This window comes from Paraburkholderia phenoliruptrix (assembly GCF_019511605.1).
Classification (GTDB): Bacteria; Pseudomonadota; Gammaproteobacteria; order Burkholderiales; family Burkholderiaceae; genus Paraburkholderia; species Paraburkholderia phenoliruptrix_A.
This window is the reverse complement of the sequence record NZ_JAEUAV010000011.1, coordinates 38396-51764: the sequence shown is the minus strand read 5'-3', so window position 1 is coordinate 51764 and position 13369 is coordinate 38396. Positions and strand designations below refer to the sequence as shown.

The 13369-nt window shown below is 63.4% G+C and carries 10 protein-coding genes; 5 read left to right on the top strand and 5 right to left on the bottom strand.

Annotated elements, in window-relative coordinates:
* Positions 1-3: 3 nt before the first annotated feature.
* Complete coding sequence (locus tag JNB89_RS15965; protein ID WP_220362878.1) at positions 4-1884, top strand: polysaccharide biosynthesis protein; 1881 nt, start codon at positions 4-6, stop codon at positions 1882-1884.
* A 147-nt stretch (positions 1885-2031) separates the two neighbouring features.
* Here the strand turns inward: JNB89_RS15965 and JNB89_RS15960 are convergent, their stop codons facing one another.
* Positions 2032-3132, bottom strand: coding sequence for an MraY family glycosyltransferase (locus JNB89_RS15960; RefSeq protein WP_220362877.1), 1101 nt, complete (start codon positions 3130-3132; stop codon positions 2032-2034).
* A 251-nt stretch (positions 3133-3383) separates the two neighbouring features.
* Here JNB89_RS15960 and JNB89_RS15955 point away from each other — a divergent pair, with 251 nt between their 5' ends.
* Complete coding sequence (locus JNB89_RS15955) at positions 3384-5012, top strand: methyl-accepting chemotaxis protein (protein WP_220362876.1); 1629 nt, start codon at positions 3384-3386, stop codon at positions 5010-5012.
* A gap of 45 nt (positions 5013-5057) precedes the next feature.
* On the opposite strand, the gene galE is transcribed toward JNB89_RS15955, so the two are convergent.
* Genes galE through JNB89_RS15935 form a run of 4 tightly spaced genes read right to left on the bottom strand, consistent with a single transcriptional unit; the run spans position 5058 to position 9390 of the window.
* The gene (gene galE, locus JNB89_RS15950) at positions 5058-6083 is read right to left on the bottom strand and encodes a UDP-glucose 4-epimerase GalE (protein ID WP_013338409.1); all 1026 of its coding nucleotides are present in this window, start codon (positions 6081-6083) and stop codon (positions 5058-5060) included.
* Positions 6084-6095: 12 nt separating this feature from the next.
* Complete coding sequence (locus tag JNB89_RS15945) at positions 6096-7244, bottom strand: glycosyltransferase family 4 protein (RefSeq protein WP_220362875.1); 1149 nt, start codon at positions 7242-7244, stop codon at positions 6096-6098.
* Positions 7245-7297: 53 nt separating this feature from the next.
* Positions 7298-8131: a glycosyltransferase gene (locus JNB89_RS15940; RefSeq protein ID WP_220362874.1), complete on the bottom strand. Its 834-nt coding sequence runs from the start codon at positions 8129-8131 to the stop codon at positions 7298-7300.
* Positions 8128-9390 (bottom strand): oligosaccharide flippase family protein, encoded by a 1263-nt coding sequence (locus tag JNB89_RS15935; protein WP_220362873.1) that lies wholly within the window; start codon positions 9388-9390, stop codon positions 8128-8130. The genes JNB89_RS15940 and JNB89_RS15935 overlap by 4 nt, the downstream gene beginning before the upstream one ends.
* 274 nt (positions 9391-9664) lie before the next feature.
* On the opposite strand from JNB89_RS15935, the gene JNB89_RS15930 reads away from it, so the two are divergent.
* The 3 genes from JNB89_RS15930 (at position 9665) to JNB89_RS15920 (ending at position 13303) form a co-directional block, all read left to right on the top strand.
* Positions 9665-11059 carry a phosphomannomutase/phosphoglucomutase gene (locus JNB89_RS15930; RefSeq protein WP_135893169.1) on the top strand — a complete coding sequence of 465 codons (1395 nt, stop codon included), beginning with the start codon at positions 9665-9667 and terminating at the stop codon, positions 11057-11059.
* A 308-nt stretch (positions 11060-11367) separates the two neighbouring features.
* The gene (gene waaC, locus JNB89_RS15925) at positions 11368-12369 is read left to right on the top strand and encodes a lipopolysaccharide heptosyltransferase I (RefSeq protein WP_135893170.1); all 1002 of its coding nucleotides are present in this window, start codon (positions 11368-11370) and stop codon (positions 12367-12369) included.
* A 49-nt stretch (positions 12370-12418) separates the two neighbouring features.
* Positions 12419-13303, top strand: coding sequence for a Kdo hydroxylase family protein (locus JNB89_RS15920; protein WP_013338415.1), 885 nt, complete (start codon positions 12419-12421; stop codon positions 13301-13303).
* The last annotated feature ends 66 nt before the right edge of the window (positions 13304-13369 follow it).

The following is a 13369-nucleotide window of genomic DNA, read 5'->3' as shown; positions in this document are numbered from 1 at the left end:
CTGATGTTAAGAAACAAAGCCAGCTGGCTGTCTCTCAGCGCTTTCCTTTTCGATCTATGCGCGGTGGCCGGATCGTGGCTCATCGCGTACCTGCTTCGCTTTAACGGATCGATTCCATACGATTTCCGCGTCGGCGCCCTGCGGTCCCTGCTCTGGGTTCTGCCCGTTTATGGCGGGATGTTCCGCGTGTTCGGCCTGTATCGCGGCATGTGGGTGTTCGCGAGCCTGCCCGACCTCGTGCGCATCTCCAAGGCCGTGATCGCCGGCGCGCTGATCGCAATGGTCGTTTCAGTGCTGGTGCAGCCGTATCCAATCGTGCCGCGCTCGGTCCTCGTCGTGTCGCCTCTCTTTTTGTTCCTGGCCATGGGGGGCTCCCGGGCGCTCTACCGCGCCACTAAAGAGTTTTACCTTTACGGTGGCCTGGTTGCGCAAGGCAAGCCGGTCGTCGTGCTCGGCGCCGGCAACGCGGGGGCCAGCCTCGCACGCGAGTTGTCGCGTTCGAGCGAATGGCGTCTTGTCGGCCTGCTGGACGACGATGTCTCCAAGCACGGGCGCGAAATCTACGGCTACAAGGTTCTCGGCTCGATCAGCGAGTTGCCGCGCATGGCCGAAGAGCTGAAAACCGAGTACGCGATCATCGCGATTCCGTCGGCGTCCGTGGACGTGCAGCGTCGCGTTGCGACGCTTTGTGTGCGGGCCGGGGTCCGTTCACTGGTGCTCCCGGCGCTGACGGATGTAACCCAAGGCCAGGCCTTCCTCTCCCGCGTCCGCCAAATCGACCTCGAAGACCTGCTGGGCCGCGACCCGGTGATGATCGACACCGACCACGTCGAAGCGCTGCTCAAGAACCGCGTCGTCATGGTCACCGGCGCGGGCGGCTCGATCGGCTCCGAATTGTGCCGGCAGATCCTGCGCTTTGGCCCGGTTCAACTGGTGGCCTTCGACATCTCGGAGTTTTCGATCTACCGGCTCAACGAAGAGCTCGCGGACCGCTACCCTGAAGTGTCGGTCGTGCCAATTATCGGCGACGTGAAAGACTCGTTGCTGCTCGATCAGGTGATGGCGCGCTACAGCCCGCATATCGTTTTCCACGCCGCCGCCTACAAGCACGTGCCGCTCATGGAAGAGGTGAACGCCTGGCAGGCCGTGCGCAACAACGTGCTCGGCACCTACCGGGTGGCGCGCGCCGCGATCCGGCACGACGTCGCGCACTTCGTGCTGATTTCCACCGACAAGGCCGTCAATCCCACCAACGTGATGGGCGCGAGCAAGCGCCTCGCGGAAATGGTGTGCTCGTCGTTGCAGCAAAGCGCGCGGCGCACGCAGTTCGAAACCGTGCGCTTTGGCAACGTGCTCGGCAGCGCGGGCAGCGTGATTCCGAAGTTCCAGGAACAGATTGCGCGCGGCGGTCCGGTGACGGTCACGCATCCGGAAATCACGCGTTTTTTCATGACGATTCCCGAAGCGTCGCAGCTCGTGCTGCAAGCGTCGAGCATGGGGCAGGGCGGCGAGATTTTCATCCTCGACATGGGTAAGCCGGTGCGCATAGCCGATCTCGCGCACGATCTGATCCGCCTGTACGGCTTCACCGAAGAACAGATTCGCGTCGTGTTCACGGGCCTGCGGCCCGGCGAAAAACTCTACGAAGAACTGCTCGCCGACGACGAAACCACCACCCGCACACCGCACCCCAAGCTGCGCATCGCGAAAGCGCGCGAAGTGCCGGACAGCCTGATCGACAACCTGTTGCCGTGGCTCATGCAGCACCGCGTTCCGACAGACGACGAAGTGCGCCGCGACCTGCGCCGCTGGGTTTCCGAATATCAGCCGGCCACGCCGACCGCTCTGCGCAGCGTGCCAGCGCCCGTTACGCGGGTTTCCTGAGCACGGGCTCCCGGCTCCTCGCTGACTCCCCAACAGACCTGCGTGGCGCGGTAGGACAGCCACCACGACAGGCGTGCTTTACCGCGATCCCCATGCGCTCCGACAGGCGCAGCGAAAAAACAAAAGGCGCCTCGGCGCCTTTTGTTTTCACCGCTTCGCCTTCCTCACCACCATCCACCGCGGCGACTTGAACCGCACGATGCTCACATAGAGCCACACATACGTCGCCGCAAACACGACGACAAAGCAGAACAGATGCAGCGTATGCCGCCAGAACAACGTGGCCGGCACGACTGCAATGAGGCACAGCAGCCACAAATACGGCGACGTCAGCGAATTGCGCCGCGTCAGCTCCCGCGCGGTGCGCGCGCCCACCGCCCAGCGCATCAGCCGCTTGTACACCAGCATGTGCAGGTGCACGCCGTCCGGAATGCCTGGCGACATGCCGCGAATGAACTTCTTCCGGTAGATCGAGAAGCAGGTCTCGAAGATCGGGTACATGAAAAGCAGCACCGGATACCACGCGGACACGTCGCGATTGCGCATGACCAGCAGGATCGACAGCTCGCCGAGCATGAAGCCGATGAAATACGCGCCGCCGTCGCCGAGAAATATGAGCCCCGCCGGGAAGTTCCAGATGAAGAAGCCGAGCACCGCGCCCATCATCATGAACGACGCGGACAGCACCACCGGGTCGTGTACCTGGAAGGCCACGTAAGCGAGCGAAGCGAACATCATGAACGCGACCATCGACGCGAGGCCGTTGAAACCGTCGATGATGTTGATCGCATTCGCGAGCGCCGCTACCGCCAGCACGGTGACCGCGCACGAAATCACCGCATACGACAGCAGGAAGTCGAGTGGCGGAACGCTGATGCGCGTGACCGCGATATCGAGCAGAAAGTACGCGAGCGCCGCCGCCGCCATCGTACAGACGAGGCGCGCAAGCGGCGACACGCGCTTGGTCAGATCTTCGAGCAGACCGGAGCCGAAGGCGGGCAAGCCGCATGCAGTGAGCCCGAGAATGCCGCCCGAGACGGCCGGATACGAACCGTGCAACTGCATGGCGGACACGACCAGCCCGAGCAGAATGCCCGTGCCGCCTATGCGCGGTACCGGACGCACATGGAATTTCTGTACACCGGCCAGATCGGTGTCCGTCGAAAATCTTTCATGCAGATGCGCATAGCGCACGATCAACAGCGTGATCAGCAGCGAAACCAGAAAGCCGAGCGCAAAACTAAGCATGAAAGTGGGCCTGAGCAAAGACGCCGAATTATACAAACGAAACGTCGAGCGTCCGGAAAAGCATGCGGCTCGAGCATGCCGCCAGATTTCCCAGATAGTGAGGCTTAAATCGCCCGGAAAGCCGCGCCAGTCATGGATTTCACCTATTTAGCGAGGCTTCGCGCAAGCCGTTAAAGCGGGATGCGGCGAAGTGGGATGACGCGGGTGAATCGTCACTCGCCGCGGATCGACAAGACCGTTCCGGAGACTCAATGCTAAACAACATCACAATTCGTGGCGGCCTGACGCTGGTGATCAGCGTATTCGTTGCCTTTTTGCTGACCGTGATCGGTGTCGGCTACGGAGCGCTCAAACTGGCCAACAGCAGCCTTTCGGACACGCAGCGCAGCGCGGCGGCGCTCTCGCATCTGAAAGCAAGCTCGGAGAAACTGCTGCAGGTGCAACTGGCGCTGGGCTCGTATCAAACGCTCTTTAGCGTCGGCAAGCAGACCGACGACCTGCTGCCGGCCGCGCATAAAGTGCTGGTCGAATCGAACAAGGACTTCCGCAATTACATGGCGGGCCCGTTTTCGAGCGACGCCGAGCAGAAGCTCGCGCAGAACGTCGAGCAGGCGCGCAGCGCGCTCGTCGATAAGGCAATCGAGCCGGAGTTCAAGGCGCTCACCGACTTCGATTTCAACACGTTCCGCAACATTCAGGGCGAGACGGCGAACGCGTTCTACACCACGTATTCGAAAGCCATCGACGCGCTCGAGCACGCGCAGACCGAAAACCAGCACCGCCAGGCCGAGACGGCCGAGCAGCGCTTCCAGATCGCGACGCTGCTGTTCGCTGCGATTGGCGCGCTCGCCATCGCGATTGGCGTCGGCGCGCGAATGGCGTTGTCGGCGGCGCTCATCAAGCCGGTCAACGCGACCGTCAAGCACTTCGAGCGCATGGCCGCCGGCGATCTGACGGTGGACATCAACAGCCAGTCGCGCAATGAAATGGGGCAGTTGTTGAGCGCGTTGACGAAGATGCGCGACGGGCTCGTTCAAACCGTGTCGCAGGTACGCGGCAGCACGACGGCGATCACACAGGGCGCGAACGAAATTGCGTCCGGCAATGCGGATCTGTCGGCGCGCACTGAACAGCAGGCCGCGGCGCTCGAAGAGACGGCGGCGAGCATGGAGCAGCTTTCTGCGACGGTCAAGCAGAACGCCGACAACGCCAAGCAGGCCAACCGCCTTGCGAAGGGCGCGCTGGATACCGTCACGCGCGGCGGCAACGTGGTTTCGCGCGTCACCGAGACGATGGACGGCATTACCGAGTCCTCACGCAAGGTGACGGAAATCATCGGCATGATCGAGGGCATTGCGTTTCAGACCAACATTCTGGCGCTCAACGCCGCGGTGGAGGCGGCGCGCGCGGGCGAGCAGGGGCGCGGCTTCGCGGTGGTGGCCTCGGAGGTGCGCAGCCTCGCGCAGCGCTCGGGCGCGGCGGCCAAGGAAATCAAGGAACTGATCGGCGACTCCGCGGCGCAGGTCGAGCAGGGCGCGTCGCTCGTGGCCGAGGCGAGCCGCACGATGCACGAGGCGATGCAGTCGGTGGAGCGCGTGACCGGCATCATGGGAGAGATCGAAGCCGCCGCACTGGAGCAGAGCGACGGCATCGAGCAGGTCAACAAGGCGGTTGCGCAAATCGACGAGGTCACGCAGCACAACGCGGCGCTCGTCGAGGAAGCGGCCGCGGCGGCCAAATCGCTGGAAGAACAGGCGGCGGTGTTGCGTGAAGCGGTGGCGGTGTTTCGTGTGAGCGAAGGCTCGGCGAAACACGCGAGCTATGCGGCAACGCCCGCGCGCGGTATTGCTTCCGCGCACGCGGCGCTTGCCGTGTCCTGATTCAGGCGGCGACGCACTGTGCTCGCCGCCTGCGACCTTTGCGCATCAGCCTGCAAATCCATGCGGATTCGCGGACTGCCAGCGCCAGTGGTCCGCACACATTCTTTCAATGCCGAACTCCGCGCGCCAGCCGAGCACCTCGCGCGCCGCGCTCGGATCGGCAAAGCACGACGCCACGTCGCCCGGGCGGCGCGCCACGATCTCATACGGCACCGGGCGTCCCGAGGCCTTCTCGAACGCCTTCACCACGTCGATCACGCTATAGCCCTGGCCGGTTCCGAGATTCACGACGAAGCTCGCATCGCGCTTGACGAGTGCATCGAGCGCGGCCAGGTGCCCGCGCGCCAGATCGACCACGTGAATGTAATCGCGCACGCCCGTGCCGTCCGGCGTGTCGTAATCGCCGCCAAACACACGCAGCTTTTCCAGCTTGCCGACCGCGACCTGGGCGACGTACGGCATCAGGTTGTTCGGAATGCCAGCCGGATCTTCGCCGATCAAGCCGCTCTCGTGCGCGCCCACCGGATTGAAATAGCGCAGCGTGGCAATGCGCCACGACGGATCGGCCACTTCCAGATCGCGCAGCACCTGCTCCGCGATCAGCTTGGACTGGCCGTAGGGGTTGGTTGCCGAGAGCGGGAACGATTCGTCGATGGGCGAGCTTTTCGGCACGCCATACACGGTGGCCGACGAGCTGAACACGAACTGCTTGACGTTGCGATCGCGCATGACGCCGAGCAGCGCGAGCAGACTGCCCACATTGTTGCTGTAATACTCGACCGGTTTCGCGACCGATTCGCCGACCGCCTTCAACGCCGCGAAGTGAATCGCGCCGGTAATGGGATGCGCGTCGAAAATGCGATTGAGCGCCGCTTCGTCGCGCGCGTCGGCTTCGTAGAACGCGACGGCGCGGCCGGTAATCTGCTCGACGCGCCGCAGCGATTCGCGCTTGCTGTTCACCAGATTGTCGATTACCACGACGTCGTAGCCACCGTTCAGCAGTTCGACGCAGGTATGCGAGCCGATGAAGCCCGCGCCGCCCGTTACCAGAATCGTGCCCTTCGTGGTCATGCTGTTACTCCGTTAAAGTAAAACGCCCGTCATTTTTTGCACCAGGTCTTTATATGTTTCGACGACGACGCGTTCGTCGAACTCCTGCGCGACTTTCTGCCGGCCGCGTTCTGCCATCGCGCGGCGCTCGGCGCCGCTCATCTCGAGCATGTGCGCGAGCGCCCTCGCGAGATCTTCCGCGCTGCGCGCTTCGCAAAGCAATCCATTGACGCCGTGGGCCACCACTTCACGGCAGCCCGGCACGTCGGTCGCGACGATGGGCCGGCCCATTGCCGACGCTTCCATCAGCGTGCGCGGCACGCCTTCGCGATACGACGGCAGCACGACGCAATCCGCATCGGCGATAAAAGGGCGCACGTCATGCGCTTCGCCTAGATACTCGACAATGCCTTCGCGTTCCCAGGCCGCGACCTCGTCGCGCGTGATCGCGCTCGGGTTGTCGACCCCGACCGGGCCCAGCAACTGAAAGCGCGCCTGCGGATAGCGTTCGCGCAGACGCCGCGCCGCTTCCACATATTCGCCCACGCCTTTGTCCCACAGCAAACGGCCGATCAGCACGAACCTGAATTCCGCGCGCTCGGGCATGGCCGTGAACGCAAACTGTTCGAGGTCCACCCCTTCGCCGTGCAAAAGCCGCGCGCGCTCAGGATGCACCAACAAATTCTGTTCGACAAACGCTGCCTGATCGTCGCGATTGAGAAACCAGACTTCGCGCGGAAAACGGAACGCAAAACGATACAGTTTTTTGGCGACCTGCGCGGCGCGGCTAGACTGAATAAACACATAGCCGAGGCCCGTGGTCACCGCGACCGATTGCACGCCCGCCAGTTTCGCGGCGATCGAGCCGTAAATGTTCGGCTTGATCGTGTAATGAAACACGACGTGCGGACGGATTGCGCGGTAGTGACGATACAGCGAATACAGCGTGCGCAGATCGTCGCGCGGATTGGTGCCCTTCGAGGCCACGGGCAACTCGATGCAGCGGCAGCCCATCGCGCGCAGCAGCTCGAACGTGCGGTCGTGCGGCGCGAGCACCGTCACGTCGACGCCGCGCCCGACCAGCATGCGGATCAGCCCTTGCCGATACGTATAGATTGCCCAGGCGGTGTTACACACGAGTGTAATGCGCAACGCGGGCGTCGACTTCAGGGCTGGCTTCATGCGGTAACGAACATGGCGGTGGAGGAAAAGGCGCGCGAGGCGGCGCGGCAAAATCAACTGCTCGCGCGCGGCGCGAGCAGGCTGCGTTTGGCCCGCTGCAGCGCGCGGTAAGGCGTCACGAGGTGCAGCAGATTCTTGGCGAGGCCCAACCAGTCGTAAAGATTGGCGGCGTTGAAGTAGCGCAATTGCAGCCGCAGCGTGGAAAGCACCTGGCGGCGCCGCTTCGTCGCGCTGATGCCGCCTTCGTTCAGCTCGTAATAGAGGCCCAGTTCTGGCAGATTCGCGCAGTCGTAGCGCTCCATCAGGCGTACGAACAGATCCAGGTCTTCGGCCGAGCGATAGTTCGCGCGATAGTTGCCGACCGCACGCACAGCGTCGATACGCAGCATCATCGAAGGGTGCGCGAGGCATGAGCGGAAAAAGCGCAGGCGCCGGATCTGCGCCGGTTCGGCGGGCGGCGTGAGCATGAAAAGCGGCTCGCCCGCACGCGTGACGACCTGCGTCCACATGCCGAGCCCGGCCACTTGCGGATGCGCTTCCATGTAGGCGCGCTGCTTCGCGAGACGTTGCGGCACACTGCGATCGCCCGCGTCGATGCGTGCCGCGTAACGAAAGCCGCGCTGGGCGAGCGCCTCGATGCCCGCTTCGAGCGCGCGCTCTATGCCGCCGTTCACCGGCATGCGCAGCACTTCTATCTGCATGTTCGAAAGCGCCGGCGCGACGATGGGCGGCGTGCTGCCGTCGTCTACGATCAGCACGTGGACCAAAGCGCGTTCATTGAAGGACGCGAGCGTCAGATCGACGTCGGCCTGGCCGTTATAGGCGGGCATGAGCACCGCGACGTCGTCGAGGCAGTGCGGCGGCGCGTCGGCGAAGGGGAGCGTCATGGGCGCAATTTGAAACGAATGTAATAAAGATTAACTGCCGCTGCCGCGAGATACCCGCCTGCGAGACCGACCAGCGGGCCATAAGCGCCGAGCCGCGGAATGGCCAGCAGATTGACGACGAACGCCACTGCGAGCGCAAGCAGCCATTTGAACAGCAACACGAACTTCGCCTGATATTTCAGCACGACGAGGTTGCCAATGGCTTCGATACCCGCGGGCACCGAAAGCCAGACAGCCCAGCGGAAAATGTCGATTGCGCCTTCGAAGCCCGGCCCGAACACGCGGCGAATGATAAAGCCCGCAAGCAGGTCGAGCACGAGCGCGCCGCATATCATCAACGCGGCCGTCATTGCCGTGAGGCGCCACACGTTACGGCGCAATTGCCGGGACTGCTGCACGCGGTACACGAACGCAGGCGCAATGGTCTGCGCGAGCATCAGCCCGAGCGTGATCCAGTTTTCGTTCAGTTGCTGCGCGGCGGAGTAGCGGCCAAGATCGGCGAATGAAATGGCGCGCTCGAGCATCAGCCGGTCCAGTTTCAGGAACAGGTACATGCAGATCAGGCCGAGCCAGAATACCGTGCCCGCACTCGCAAAGTGTGTGAAGAGCGAGCGCTCCACATGCCAGTTCAGTTTGCCGCCGTGCCGACGAATGTAATAGACGAGCAATACACTGCCGATAGCCGCCGACTCCAGCGCCCACAGCCAGCCAAAGCGCGAGGGTTCGGCGGCGGCGCGCACGAGCAGATAGACCAGGCCGGCCTTCAGCACCGCGGTGCTCATGCTGGTCAGCAACTGCGGCTTGCTGTAGGTCATGCTTTGCAGCCACGCGTTGATTACGCCGACAAACGGTTCGCGAAACAGCATGGTGACCGCGAGGCCCGCGAGCATCGCGCCCACGAGGGGATCGAAGAAATGCAGCGCAATGCCAAGCCACGTGAGCAGCAAGGCCGCGACCGACACCGAGAAACGCAGCGCAAAGGCGCTGCCGAGCACCGTGCCGAGTTGCGCGGGCGGCCGCGCGACGATGGTGGGAACGAGAATCTCCGCGCCGCATACCCACGTGATGGGCGAAAGCACGAGCAGCAATGTATTGGCGTATTGCCATTTGCCGAACGTTTCGGGCCCGAAGTAACGCGCGAGCATGCCGCTGATCGCAATGGCCACGCCGATTTGCGCGAGCCGTTCGAGGCCGAGCCAGACAATGTTGGTGAACGCGCGCGTGACGTCCGGATTGGCAAAGCGTTTGAGCGTCAGCATCCGTTGGGCGCTCGCCAATGCACGGTGCGCGAGTGCCCGCATCGGGCTGCGCTGCGCAGCATGCGTTGCCCCGGCATGTGCCGCCCCGGCAACTTTACAAATGGAGGGCGTCTAAGCATTAGAATGGCGTTACAGGCTGGTCCGAAAAGCGCAATTATAAGTTGGAACCGGATCGCTTCCGGCAAGGGTGCAGCATCATGTCCGATCAATATGATTTACCGATCCAGCATGACTGCGCCGGTCAAAATTTTCCATTGCACGCAAGTGAGCCAACATGATCTCCAAATCCATTTTCAAGGCATATGACATTCGCGGTGTGATCGGCAAGACGCTCGACGCCGACGCAGCGCGGTCGATTGGCCGCGCATTCGGTAGCGAAGTGCGTGCGCAAGGCGGCGACGCCGTGGTAGTCGCGCGCGACGGTCGGCTGTCGGGTCCGGAGTTGATCCAGGCATTGTCGGACGGCCTGCGTGCGGCCGGTGTCGACGTGGTCAACGTGGGCATGGTGCCCACGCCGGTCGGTTACTTCGCGGCAAGCGTGCCGCTCGCGCTGGAAGGCGGCGAACGCCGCGTCGACTCGTGCATCGTCGTGACGGGTAGTCATAATCCGCCGGATTACAACGGTTTCAAGATGGTGCTGCGCGGCTCCGCGATTTATGGCGAGCAGATCCTCGCGCTGCATCAGCGCATCGTCGACGAAAACTTCTCCACCGGCAGCGGTACCTATGTGGAGTACGACATTGCGGATGATTACCTTGCCCGCATTGCCGGCGACGTCAAGCTCGCACGTCCGATCAAGATCGTGGTGGACGCCGGCAACGGCGTCGCGGGCGGCCTCGCACCCCGGCTCTTCAAGAAGCTTGGCTGCGAACTCGTGGAACTGTTCACGGAGATCGACGGCAACTTCCCGAACCATCACCCGGACCCGGCTCATCCGGAGAACCTTCAGGACGTGATTCGCGCGTTGAAGGAAACGGACGCGGAAATCGGCTTTGCATTCGACGGCGACGGCGACCGTCTCGGCGTCGTCACCAAAGACGGCCAGATCATTTATCCGGACCGCCAACTGATGCTGTTCGCCGAAGAAGTCCTGTCGCGCAACAAGGGCGCGCAGATCATTTACGACGTGAAGTGCACGCGCAATCTCGCGAAGTGGGTGAAGGACAAGGGCGGCGAGCCGCTCATGTGGAAGACCGGCCACTCGCTCGTCAAGGCAAAGCTGCGCGAAACCGGCGCGCCTTTGGCGGGTGAAATGAGCGGCCACGTGTTCTTCAAGGACCGCTGGTACGGTTTCGACGACGGTCTGTACACCGGCGCACGTCTGCTCGAAATCCTCACGCGCGTGGAAGACCCGAGCAAGCTGCTGAACTCGCTGCCCAACTCCAACTCCACGCCCGAGCTGCAACTGAAGCTTGAGGAAGGAGAGAACTTCGAACTGATCGCGCGTCTGCAGAAAAACGCCCAGTTCACGGGCGCGGACAACGTGGTGACGATCGACGGCTTGCGTGTCGAGTATCCGGACGGTTTTGGCCTTGCGCGCTCGTCGAACACCACGCCGGTTGTCGTCATGCGTTTCGAAGCGGATAACGACGCGGCGCTCAGGCGCATTCAGGAAGACTTCCGCCGCGTGATTCTGGCCGAGAAGGCGGACGCGAAGTTGCCGTTCTAGGAAGTCTGAGGCGAAGGCAGCGGCGGCGCTGCAGTTGCGGATGAACCGCAGCAGGCCGCAGCGAGCCGCAGCCATCGTCCACGATCTCTGTAACGCGGCGCGGGTTTCACTTACCGCGCCGCGTTTTTTCATGCCGATCGGCTATGTCGCGCTAGAATTGCCGTCCTGGCGGCATGACCTGCGCGCGGCGTGCAGATCGTTGCGCCTCTCGCCGGAGGTCTCGCGCGAAGCCAAGCGGCAATTTGCGCAGCACCTCTTTCAATGCCTGTTTCAATGCCTATTCGGACCGGATATCCGGTTTCCCACTTTTGAGCGTGCAAAAGATATTGATCGTGAGGGTGTCGTCGCTGGGCGACGTCGTTCACAACATGCCGGTGATCGCCGATATCCGGCGCCGCCATCCCGAGGCGCAGATCGACTGGCTCGTCGAGGAAAGCTTCGTGGGGCTCGTCGAACTGGTGAGCGGCGTGCGGCGTGCCGTTCCGGTGTCGCTGCGGCGCTGGCGCAAGCGCATTCTTTCGCTCGAGAACTGGCGCGAGATCGGGGCATTTCGCCGCGCGCTCGCTGCCGAGCACTACGATCTTGTCATCGACTGCCAGGGGCTCATCAAGACCGCGTGGGTCGCGAAAATGGCGCGCGGGCCGCTCGTCGGCCTTGCCAATCGCACGGACGGCGCGGGCTTCGAATGGCCGGTGCGTTTCTTCTACGACAGGCGCGTGCCGATCGAGCCGCGCACCCATGTGGTCGAGCGCACGCGGCAACTGGTGGCCGCGGCGCTGAACGATCCGCAGCCGCAGCCGGGCGACGAGATCGACTTCGGCATCGACACGACGCGCGCCGCGCTCGCCTTGTCGTCGGCCAATCTGAACCTTCCTGTGCCTTACGTGGTGTTCGTCCACGCGACCTCGCGCGCCGACAAGCAATGGCCCGATACCGCGTGGATCGAACTGGGGCAGTCGCTGGTGCGGCGCGGCGCGTCGATTGTCCTGCCTTGGGGCAGCGAGTCCGAACGCGCGACGAGCGAACGTCTCGCGAAGGAATTCGGCGCGGCGGCCATCGTGCCGCCCAAACTGTCGTTGCCCGCGGTGGTCGGTCTGATAGAAGGCGCGGCCGCGACGGTCGGCGTTGACACAGGTCTAGTGCACATCGCGGCGGCGCTGAAGCGGCCAACGGTCGAGTTGTACAATTTCGCCACCGCGTGGCGTACCGGCGGGTACTGGTCGCCGAACGTCGTCAATCTCGGCACCGCAGGGCAGGCGCCCACGCTGCAACAAGTGAAGTCCGCGCTTGCCGGCTTCGGCCTGCTGTAATTCGTCCGGCGCGCTTCGCCTTACGCATCATCCGTTTTCAAGGGCGATCATGAACGAAACCCAGATTATCGAAGTCGCGAATGCCGACTGGCACGGGCGCAATCTGTCCGTGCCGCGCGAGATGCTGCTCGCGGGCGTCGAGCGCGGCAAGGTGCTGTATTTCCCGAACCTGCGCTTTGCTATCGAAGGCGGCGAGCAGGCGCTGCTCGATCCGGCGCTCGCCGATCCGAACCGCAAGAACATCAGCCTCGAGCCGAACGGCGGCGCGCTGCATGGCGTGGTCGGCGACGCCGTCACGCAGTCCGCGGTGCGTGCGTTGATCGCGCGTTATCAGGCCAATGCGCGCACGCTGGTCGACGGGCTCTTTCCCGAATACAACGGCAAGCTGCGCGTGGCGCCTACGAGTCTGCGGTTGCATCAGGTGGAAACGCGCCAGACCTCGTGGCGCAAGGACGATAGCCGCCTGCACGTCGACGCCTTTCCGTCGCGGCCGAATTATGGCGAACGCATTCTGCGCGTGTTCACCAACGTCAATCCGCATGGCGTGCCGCGCGTGTGGCGCGTGGGCGAACCGTTCGAGGACATGGCAAAGCGCTTCCTGCCGCGCATCAAGCCGCAGGTGCCGGGCTCCGCATGGCTGCTGAACCTGCTGCACGTGACCAAGTCGCCGCGCAGCGAATACGATCATTTGATGCTCAACCTGCACGACGGCATGAAGGCGGACCTCGACTATCAGAAGACGAGCCCGCAGGAGACCATGCCGTTTCCGCCGGGCAGCGTGTGGGTCTGTTTCTCCGACCAGACTTCGCACGCGGTAATGTCCGGTCAGTTCATGCTCGAACAGACCTTCTTCCTGCCGGTCAAGGCGATGGCGCAGCCCGAGTGCGCGCCGCTCGGCATACTCGAACGCCTGAAGGGCAGGGCGCTGGTTTGAGCGCCGCGGTCAATCTGGAGAGCGGGGTTCTGCTGCCCGCCCGTCGCGCGCTCGTGATTGCGGAGC

Excerpts from the sequence above, each read along its gene's own strand:
- JNB89_RS15945 (WP_220362875.1), bottom strand. The coding sequence starts at position 7,244 with ATGAAGCCAGCCCTGAAGTCGACGCCCGCGTTGCGCATTACACTCGTG.
- galE (WP_013338409.1), bottom strand. The coding sequence starts at position 6,083 with ATGACCACGAAGGGCACGATTCTGGTAACGGGCGGCGCGGGCTTCATC.
- JNB89_RS15930 (WP_135893169.1), top strand. The coding sequence starts at position 9,665 with ATGATCTCCAAATCCATTTTCAAGGCATATGACATTCGCGGTGTGATC.
- JNB89_RS15920 (WP_013338415.1), top strand. The coding sequence starts at position 12,419 with ATGAACGAAACCCAGATTATCGAAGTCGCGAATGCCGACTGGCACGGG.
- JNB89_RS15940 (WP_220362874.1), bottom strand. The coding sequence starts at position 8,131 with ATGACGCTCCCCTTCGCCGACGCGCCGCCGCACTGCCTCGACGACGTC.
- JNB89_RS15955 (WP_220362876.1), top strand. The coding sequence starts at position 3,384 with ATGCTAAACAACATCACAATTCGTGGCGGCCTGACGCTGGTGATCAGC.
- JNB89_RS15935 (WP_220362873.1), bottom strand. The coding sequence starts at position 9,390 with ATGCTGACGCTCAAACGCTTTGCCAATCCGGACGTCACGCGCGCGTTC.
- JNB89_RS15965 (WP_220362878.1), top strand. The coding sequence starts at position 4 with ATGTTAAGAAACAAAGCCAGCTGGCTGTCTCTCAGCGCTTTCCTTTTC.
- JNB89_RS15960 (WP_220362877.1), bottom strand. The coding sequence starts at position 3,132 with ATGCTTAGTTTTGCGCTCGGCTTTCTGGTTTCGCTGCTGATCACGCTG.